Source organism: Algibacter miyuki (assembly GCF_030409805.1).
Lineage (GTDB): Bacteria > Bacteroidota > Bacteroidia > Flavobacteriales > Flavobacteriaceae > Algibacter > Algibacter miyuki.
In genome coordinates this window covers 24,498-32,584 of the sequence record NZ_JAUFQP010000020.1, presented here as the reverse complement: position 1 = coordinate 32,584, position 8,087 = coordinate 24,498, and the positions used below count along the sequence as shown (strand labels likewise).

Below are 8,087 nucleotides of genomic sequence, written 5' to 3'. Positions count from 1 at the left end.
AGAATTGCACAAAATGTGGAAGGAAGAACTTGGACCAGTAGGCAAAGAACATCGTGAAGTTATATGGGACCGTTTTAAAGCAGCCACTAAAATAATTAATGATAAACGCCAAGTTTATTACAAAGAAATTGATAAAGTTTACGAGGTTAACTTAGAAACCAAACTTGAAATTATTGCTCAAATAAATAATATTGCTCAAAAAACAGGTGGTTCGCATAGCGAATGGCAAAAGCGTATAAAATATATTGAAGAATTACGCAACCTATTTTTCAAAGCAGGAAAAGTGCCATTGAAAGTTAACGAGGAAACTTGGGCCAAGTTTAAAGATGGCGTTAGAACTTTCAACAGAAACAAAAACGCTTATTATAAAGATCTAAAAAAGGAGCAATATACAAACTTACAAAAGAAGCTTGATTTAATAAAAATAGCCGAAGACAATAAGGATAGTGAAGATACCGCTGTAACCACACCGTTGATGAAAAAAATTCAGAACGAGTGGAAAAAAATTGGTCATGTACCAAGAAAAGATAGCGACAAAATTTGGAAACAATTTAAAGGCGCTTGTAACCATTATTTTGATAAAATACACGCTAAACGTAACGCGGTAAGCCAAGAACATGTAGAGGCTTTCAACAAAAAGCAGCGCTAATCGAAACGCTTAAAGCGGTTGAACCTACAGATGATAAAGATGCCGATATTGCAGTAATTAAAGCGCATATTAACACCTGGAAAGATTTAGGACGTGTACCAAACGACAAACGCTATATTGAAGATAAGTTTCAGAAAACCATTGACGATTTATTATCCAATTTAAAAATGGATAAAAATGAAATTGAAATGATTAAGTATGAAAATAAGCTAGATAGCCTAACATCTGCCGATGGTGACACTAGAAACTTAGATAACGAACGCTCTTTTATCCGTAAAAAAATGGATGAAGTTAAAGCACAAATTAATCAATTAGAAAACAATTTACAGTTTTTTACTAATGTTGATGAGGATAATCCGCTTGTAAAAGACGTTCATAATAATATAAAAGCTCACAGATCATCTTTAGAACTTTTAAAAACGAAACTAGTAAAAATCAAAAACATGTATTAACATTTTTTGATTCCGTTTTTTATAAACGTAACTCCATAAAAAAAACTCCGATTGGCTTATACCATCGGAGTTTTTTGTTTTATATATTTTAGGACTTACCTTAAATTAAATGTTGGTTTCTAAACACGAACCTGTCCATCACCAAAAACATAATATTTATTGGTTACCAATTCTTTTAAACCTAATGGTCCACGGTGGTGCAACTTATCGGTACTAATAGCAAGCTCTGCACCTACACCAATTTGTCCGCCATCGGTAAAACGCGTTGATGCATTTTGATACACCACAGCACAATCTACCTGTTCCATGAATTTTTTAGCAATATCAGTGTTTGTCGTCATCACTGTAGCCGAATGTCCACCAGAATATTCGTTTATTTTATCAATAGCTTCAAAAACAGAATTTACTGTACCAATACAGCATTTCATTTCTAAAAATTCTTGATACCAAATCGAATTATCGGTTATAAGTTCTTCATTAGTTAAAATGTTTTTTGTTTCTTCATCAACTAAAACCTCTACGCCGCTATCCTTTAAAATTTCATTTAAATTTAAAATTCTACCTGCATAATCAGGCAATTTTTTACTCACTAAAATTTTATCTAAAGCATTACAAGCCGATATTTTCTGAGTTTTAGCATTTAAAATGACTTCAATAGTTTGTTTCCAATCGGCAGCTTCATCCACATATAAAAAGTTATTACCGCGTCCGCTTACTAAAACAGCACACTTAGCATGCTCGTTTACAAACTTAATAAGTTGCTCGCCACCTCGAGGTACAATTAAATCGAGTTGCTCGGTAGGGTTTCTTAAAAACTCCTGAGTTTCCGTTCTATTCATGGTCAACATTTGAATATAATCGGTGCTCAAATCATGTTCTTCTAATGCCATGTGCCAAAGTTTTACAATGGCTGTATTACTGTGTACGGCTTCTTTACCGCCTTTAAGCAGTATTTTGTTATTGGCTTTAAAAGCAAGTACTGTAGCTTCTACGGTTACGTCTGGTCTAGATTCGTAAATAATCATAATAGTTCCAAACGGCGCTGTTTTATTAATAACATCTAAACCATTATCAAACTCTTTTCTACTGATTATTTTATTCACAGGATCCTCTTGTGCGCGAACCACTTGTATTGCCGTAATCATACCATCAACCTTATCTTTATTCAAAATTAGGCGATCGTACATGGCTTGATCTTCTTGATTAAAAGCCTCTATATCTTTTTTATTCGCATTTAGTAAAGCATCTTGATGTTCCTTTAAAAGAACCTCCATACTTTTTAATACGCTATTTTTTATTTTTTCTGATAATAATTCCATTTTCTCTTTTTTTTAAAGTGACACTTTTGTGCCTACAGCTTTTCCATCTATAATATCGATAATGGTGTTATCACTTTTTCCATTAGCAATATAAGTTGGAATGTTGTTGGCAGCAGTTTGTTGGGCATAATCTAATTTAGAACCCATTCCGCCACGGCCTTCTCCTTCACCTTTATTATTGTCCTGAATGTATTTATCGAGATCGTCTCCCGGGTCTACATTTTTAATTAAATCACTACTTGCAGATTCTGGATGCCCTGTATAAAGCCCATCTATATCGGTTAAAATAATAAGTTTATCTGCATTGATTAGCTGTGCGATTAAACTCGCTAACTCATCATTATCGGAAAACATAGACATGGTTACCGATACAGCATCATCTTCATTAGCTATAGGAATAACGCCTTCTGAAAGTAAACCTTCGCAACAGTTAATCATGTTTTGTCTGTGAACTCCTGGGCTAAAATCCCGTTTTGTAGGTAGTACTTGCGCACATTTCATTCCATAATCATGAAAAATATCATAATAAAGACGCATCATTCTTGGTTGCCCAATGGATGAATAGACTTGGCGTCGTACTGTTTTATCTTTGATTTTAGATTTTCCTAAAACCTCTTTTCCTGCAATAGCTGAACCTGAAGACACTAATATCGTCATGATATCACGTTCATAAAGTTCTGCTATCTGTTTTACTAATCGTCTTAAAACTGGTCTTACAATTCTATTATCTTTGTTGGTCATTACATTTGTACCAACCTTAATAACTATTCTTTGTTTGTGCATTTTAGTTTTCTTTACCTAACTCTACTGCACGACTAAATGCAGCAAAAGCGGCTTCTTTAATTAATTCGTTTACATTATTATCTTCCATAGAATCTAACGCAGCTCTTGTGGTACCTCCTTTAGAAGCTACTTTATCCATCCAAGATGCTGGCGATAAATTAGACTGATTAAAAAGTTCTACAGCGCCAATAAAAGTTTGACTTACCAAAACCGTAGAATCGTTCTTTGAAAACCCCATTTGTAAGGCAGCCTCCATCATACTTTGCATAAAATAGAAAACATAAGCTGGACCACTACCTGAAATACCGGTAGATGCATCAATTAGATTTTCGTTTGATACACGAATGGATTTTCCTGTGGTGTCCAATAAACTTTCTACCGTTAACATTTCAATTCTAGACACCTCTGGAGAGGTTACATAAGATGTTAAGCCTCTACCTATTTGTGCTGGCAAATTAGGCATAGCACGAACTACTTTTTGCAATCCAGTAATACTTGTGATGGTTTCAATAGTGACACCAGCCATTATTGAAATAATAACTTGTTGTGGTTTTACCAATGACTTGATCGCTTTAAAAACGCCCTCGGCATGGTATGGTTTAACGGCGACAAATATAATATCGGCCTGTGGCACGCAGTCTTCTAATTCCTTGAAGGCGTCAAAATGAGCTATTTGGTTTAGTTCTTCCAATTTCTCTTCAGACTTATCCAAAACCATGATGTTTTTCTTTTTAAGTAGTCTTGATTTCGACATACCTTCGGCATACGTTAGCCCCATGTTTCCGGCTCCAATTACTAGTACTTTCATTTATTATATTTTTTTATTAATGTTTAATTATTTTTATACAAAAAGCATACAATCTTTATCATCCTTGATCTCGCCGTAATACGTTTCTCTATATTTATGAAGCGTTTTTATAGGCAACCCGAACAAATATTTTTTGATATAAATAACTTTCGAGGTTAATTCTCCCATTTTTACAGTGTGTATTTTTTCATAAGTTGTATTTCGTTTTACTTGTATAATTTTCATATATTTTGTTTTTACTAAAATGGATTATCGTACCAATCGCATTTCTATATTTCTTGACTTAAACCCTTGTTTTTCAAATAATGCTATAACAGGGTTATCTTTATTAACGTGTATAGCGATATCGCCATCACAATATTTTATGGTATGTGCTATTAACTTCTGTGCAATCCCTTTACCTCTATATTCGGTTTTAACAGCCATATATACCAATATGTTTTCTGCTAAATACTCGTTCATACCTGTTCTGTTGACAACTATGGCTCCTAAAATATCATGTTCATTTTCCATCACAAAAACGTAACCGCCAAGGCCTGCAACTTCTTTTGCTGCATACATAATCGATTTTCTGATTGCACTTTTGGTGTCAGTAAATTCACCTGAATGCTCATGTAAAAATCTTGAAATTCGTGATATATCATTAATTGATAACCTCGAAAAGGCATCAAAAGTTGTAATAGTCATTAAATGATATTATTTGTGATTACACCTAATTTTAGGTAAATTGAAAAATGCATAAACGCAAAAATTTATTCACTTATAAACTAATAAGTAAATAATTAACGTTTAAAAATTGGGTAAGAAAATTGGTTGGGCGCTAAACTGCAGGAGGGATGAATTTCTCCGACTGATTTCTAAAAACTAGAAAGTTGAAGTTAAAGATTCTGATATTTCTTTTCTCATGTATGCCTTTTACCATGGTGCAAATATAAGAAAAACAAGCCCTAATGGCAAATTATCCATGTTAAGATAATCAGAAATAAAAAAACCAAGCTATTAAATCAGGCTTATTTTGGCATTAAAAACGCGACTCAACACCTTTAAAACCGAGCTTAATTACGTTTAAAAATTTGATAATAACTTTCCTCTTTATATAAAGTATAATTATTTTGAATAAACGCAATAACATCTGTACTGTACTTCGTGTTTTCTAAAGCAGGCAAAGTTTCTTTTAAAAGAAACACTGGGGGTTTCTCTTTTAACTCACGACTTAGAACTTGATTGCTTTGCTCACTATTTATAAAAATAGAATGAAAATACTGACTAGAAGAACGTCTTTTAGAAAAATAGAGCGCTTTAATCAATATCTGATCATTGCTTAAAACATAGATGTAATCTGATTCTTTTGTTTCACTTTCAAGCCACGCCCCTAATGTTCTTGACGGCTCTACATCTCCCTTTACAAAAGCACTTGCTATATTTTTGAATTGAAGGTATGGAAAAACAAAACGACAAGAACCGCAATGTACACATGGTCTTTATAATTAAAATACTTTTTCTTTTCTACAAAACTGGCGATTCCTATTGCTGAAAGTATAACTATAGGCGCAAAAATTTGTTTTATTTGATGCCCATAATAATAGCCAGATGCGTTAACCCCGATAAAATCGAAGGCCAACCATATTAAAATACCGACAATATATTTATTTTTCAACTCAATATACTGCAGTTTAAACAAGTACAGGAACAGATAAAACAGAATAAAACGAGAGCTTATAAAAACTCTGAAAAAATTAAGCATGCGTGTTTTTAAATCTGGAGCAGCACTTCCCGAATCTAACAAAATATACCAAGCACCGCTTAGGTAATCTTGGACTGAAACCCCGTAAAAGGACATCACCAAAAACAAACTAGCCACACCAATAACAATACCTATAATAAAGTATAACGTTCCCAACACACGCTTAGAAACACCTTTATCTTCTGATAAATTAATAAAATAAAACAGAAAAAAGGCTGCTGAAGTGGTTATTGCTATTTGTTTAAATGAAATGGCCAACCCCAAAAAAACACCAGCCATAAAAACTCTAGTGTTTAACGTATATTTTGAGTTTTCTTGTATTAAAATATAAAATGAAATAATACTAAAAAACACCATAAACGTTTCCGTTTGCGCTAAAGAGAACCCGTCCATAACACGCCAACACGAGGTTAATGTAAATAAACACATTGCGATAATTCCGGCAAATTCACTGTGCAACCGTTTACATATTTTATACAAATAGTATGATGAAAAAATTACTGCAAGCGCCCCAATAAACCGTTCTATGATAAAATTTCCGGTAGTAAAATATTCTGATATTGCATATAAAATCAAAATACCAGGTGTTTTATTTTCTACAGTACCTAAATAAGGAACTAGCCCGTTTACCGTCCAAGCTCTTCCAATATAGCCCCACAAGGCTTCATCATAAGCAATATAAGGATGGAGCACTAAAACAAGAAGCACCAAACATAAAAAAGCACCTATAAATAAGGGATTAAAACATAAATAAGTCCAACTACTTTTCTTCATGATATTCATCCTCAAGGTTAATATTCCAAATATTATCTTTTGTTTTTACACCATTAATAATATTGTTTACAGCTGTAATTGCGGTTAACATAGAATGATCTTGATTGTTATATTTATGCATCCCGTTACGTCCAATTAAAAAGAGATTTTCAATCCCATTGGTAAAGCTTTTTATACTATCAAATTTGGAGTACGTTCCAAAATAAGCTGGATACGCTTTTGGCACTTTATTATCGTGCTATCCACAACATCTTCGGAGTTTATAATATTGATACGATCTAGTTCCTCAATGGCAAACCGAATAAATTCATCATTATCTTTAATCCATAAATCGTCACCTTCGTCACAAAAATATTCCAGACCCAACCATGTTTTATTATCGTCGGCAACTAGATAAGGCGACCAATTATTAAACACCTGCAGACGTCCGATTTTAACTTCTTTCTCTTGAATATAAATCCAATTATCTCTAACCTCTCCTTCACTTTTGTTCAATTTAAATTTATCAAGAAGTAAGCCTACCGTAATAAAATCACGATATTTCAAACCTTCTGCAACATCTAAAATTTCCGAAGACACATCGGCTTTCATACTTCTTATTAAATGCTTTACAGGCATGGTCGAAAAAAAGTAATCACCTTTGATTTCTTTAACTGTTCCTGTGATTTTATCAGAATAACTAACGTAATCTATGGTATTATTTGCTGTTTTTATTTGATTGACTTCTGCATTAAAAATAACATCTCCGCCTGCTTTTTTTATAATATCCGTTACGGTTTCCCACATTTGACCTGGGCCCAATTTTGGATACATAAATTGTTCAATAAGGCTGGTGTCTATATTTTTTTGTTCAATCGATTTATTTTTAATGAAAATCGATTTTATAATATGAAGAATTGTTCGCGACATCGATAGTTTTTTGATACGCTGTGCTCCCCAATCGGCATCAATTTCGGAACATGGTACACCCCAAACTTTTTCTGTATAATCTTTAAAAAACGTTTGATAAAGTTCTTTCCCAAAACGACTAATAAAAAATTCTTCAAGTGTTGTTATATTTTTTATGGGGAATAGTCTCACTAAAACATAAGTCCATCCAATTTTAACAATTTTCAAAAAACCTAATGATGACAACGTATTCCAGTTGATAGCTATTGGGTAATCGAAAAATTTACGTAGAAAGAAAATACGCGATAACCGAGATCGGATAAGCATAACCTTATCTACCTTTTCCGGATCGGGACCTCCCGTAACCAATTTCTCTAGCAGTCTGCTTTTTAGTTTTTCGCTACTTGTATTAATTTCATCGCTAGACAGTGCGCCTTGAACGGGGAGTATATTCTGCCACCATTTCATCACAACTTCCGATTTTGAAAAAAACCGATGACCGCCAATATCTATTCTATTGCCTTTATAAACTTCGGTTCTGGAAATCCCCCCTATTTTATCGGACATTTCTAAAACAATAGGTTTTATATCTGTACGCGTAATAAGTTCGTATGCCGCCGTTAATCCTGCGGGACCAGCACCTATAATTATAGCATATTTCTGCATCAAT

General features: G+C 33.4%; 11 protein-coding genes and 1 pseudogene. 3 read left to right on the top strand and 9 right to left on the bottom strand.

Features of this window, described 5'->3' with window-relative positions; genetic code table 11:
- The 3 genes and pseudogenes from QWY92_RS20010 to QWY92_RS20005 form a co-directional block, all read left to right on the top strand.
- A partial coding sequence (locus tag QWY92_RS20010) for a DUF349 domain-containing protein (RefSeq protein WP_290274957.1) occupies positions 1-649 on the top strand: 649 nt, incomplete at its 5' end.
- Positions 649-696, top strand: a pseudogene (locus QWY92_RS20815) (hypothetical protein); the annotation flags it as partial. The gene QWY92_RS20010 and the pseudogene QWY92_RS20815, both read left to right, overlap by 1 nt.
- Positions 697-816: 120 nt before the next feature.
- Positions 817-1,101 (top strand): hypothetical protein, encoded by a 285-nt coding sequence (locus QWY92_RS20005; RefSeq protein ID WP_290274955.1) that lies wholly within the window; start codon positions 817-819, stop codon positions 1,099-1,101.
- A gap of 119 nt (positions 1,102-1,220) precedes the next feature.
- Here QWY92_RS20005 and QWY92_RS20000 read toward each other — a convergent pair whose 3' ends face one another.
- The 9 genes from QWY92_RS20000 to QWY92_RS19960 form a co-directional block, all read right to left on the bottom strand.
- Positions 1,221-2,420, bottom strand: a complete 1,200-nt coding sequence (locus QWY92_RS20000) for a glutamate-5-semialdehyde dehydrogenase (protein WP_290270370.1) — start codon at positions 2,418-2,420, stop codon at positions 1,221-1,223.
- A 12-nt stretch (positions 2,421-2,432) separates the two neighbouring features.
- Positions 2,433-3,203, bottom strand: coding sequence for a glutamate 5-kinase (gene proB / locus QWY92_RS19995; RefSeq protein WP_290270372.1), 771 nt, complete (start codon positions 3,201-3,203; stop codon positions 2,433-2,435).
- A gap of 1 nt (position 3,204) precedes the next feature.
- Positions 3,205-4,011 (bottom strand): pyrroline-5-carboxylate reductase, encoded by an 807-nt coding sequence (gene proC, locus QWY92_RS19990; protein ID WP_290270374.1) that lies wholly within the window; start codon positions 4,009-4,011, stop codon positions 3,205-3,207.
- 33 nt (positions 4,012-4,044) lie between these two features.
- A complete protein-coding gene (locus tag QWY92_RS19985) occupies positions 4,045-4,236 on the bottom strand; it encodes a hypothetical protein (RefSeq protein WP_290270377.1) in 192 nt (63 codons plus the stop codon).
- A 24-nt stretch (positions 4,237-4,260) separates the two neighbouring features.
- A complete protein-coding gene (locus QWY92_RS19980) occupies positions 4,261-4,698 on the bottom strand; it encodes a GNAT family N-acetyltransferase (RefSeq protein ID WP_290270379.1) in 438 nt (145 codons plus the stop codon).
- A gap of 368 nt (positions 4,699-5,066) precedes the next feature.
- The gene (locus tag QWY92_RS19975) at positions 5,067-5,318 is read right to left on the bottom strand and encodes a hypothetical protein (protein WP_290274954.1); all 252 of its coding nucleotides are present in this window, start codon (positions 5,316-5,318) and stop codon (positions 5,067-5,069) included.
- Between the two features lie 110 nt (positions 5,319-5,428).
- Complete coding sequence (locus QWY92_RS19970) at positions 5,429-6,529, bottom strand: glycosyltransferase family 39 protein (protein WP_290274953.1); 1,101 nt, start codon at positions 6,527-6,529, stop codon at positions 5,429-5,431.
- Entirely contained in the window at positions 6,516-6,755 is a 240-nt protein-coding gene (locus QWY92_RS19965) for a hypothetical protein (RefSeq protein ID WP_290274952.1), read from the bottom strand. The genes QWY92_RS19970 and QWY92_RS19965 overlap by 14 nt, the downstream gene beginning before the upstream one ends.
- Positions 6,701-8,083 carry an NAD(P)/FAD-dependent oxidoreductase gene (locus QWY92_RS19960; protein ID WP_290274950.1) on the bottom strand — a complete coding sequence of 461 codons (1,383 nt, stop codon included), beginning with the start codon at positions 8,081-8,083 and terminating at the stop codon, positions 6,701-6,703. The genes QWY92_RS19965 and QWY92_RS19960 overlap by 55 nt, the downstream gene beginning before the upstream one ends.
- Between the last annotated feature and the right edge of the window lie 4 nt (positions 8,084-8,087).

Excerpts from the sequence above, each read along its gene's own strand:
- QWY92_RS20005 (WP_290274955.1), top strand. The coding sequence starts at position 817 with ATGGATAAAAATGAAATTGAAATGATTAAGTATGAAAATAAGCTAGAT.
- QWY92_RS20000 (WP_290270370.1), bottom strand. The coding sequence starts at position 2,420 with ATGGAATTATTATCAGAAAAAATAAAAAATAGCGTATTAAAAAGTATG.
- proB (WP_290270372.1), bottom strand. The coding sequence starts at position 3,203 with ATGCACAAACAAAGAATAGTTATTAAGGTTGGTACAAATGTAATGACC.
- proC (WP_290270374.1), bottom strand. The coding sequence starts at position 4,011 with ATGAAAGTACTAGTAATTGGAGCCGGAAACATGGGGCTAACGTATGCC.
- QWY92_RS19985 (WP_290270377.1), bottom strand. The coding sequence starts at position 4,236 with ATGAAAATTATACAAGTAAAACGAAATACAACTTATGAAAAAATACAC.
- QWY92_RS19980 (WP_290270379.1), bottom strand. The coding sequence starts at position 4,698 with ATGACTATTACAACTTTTGATGCCTTTTCGAGGTTATCAATTAATGAT.
- QWY92_RS19970 (WP_290274953.1), bottom strand. The coding sequence starts at position 6,529 with ATGAAGAAAAGTAGTTGGACTTATTTATGTTTTAATCCCTTATTTATA.
- QWY92_RS19960 (WP_290274950.1), bottom strand. The coding sequence starts at position 8,083 with ATGCAGAAATATGCTATAATTATAGGTGCTGGTCCCGCAGGATTAACG.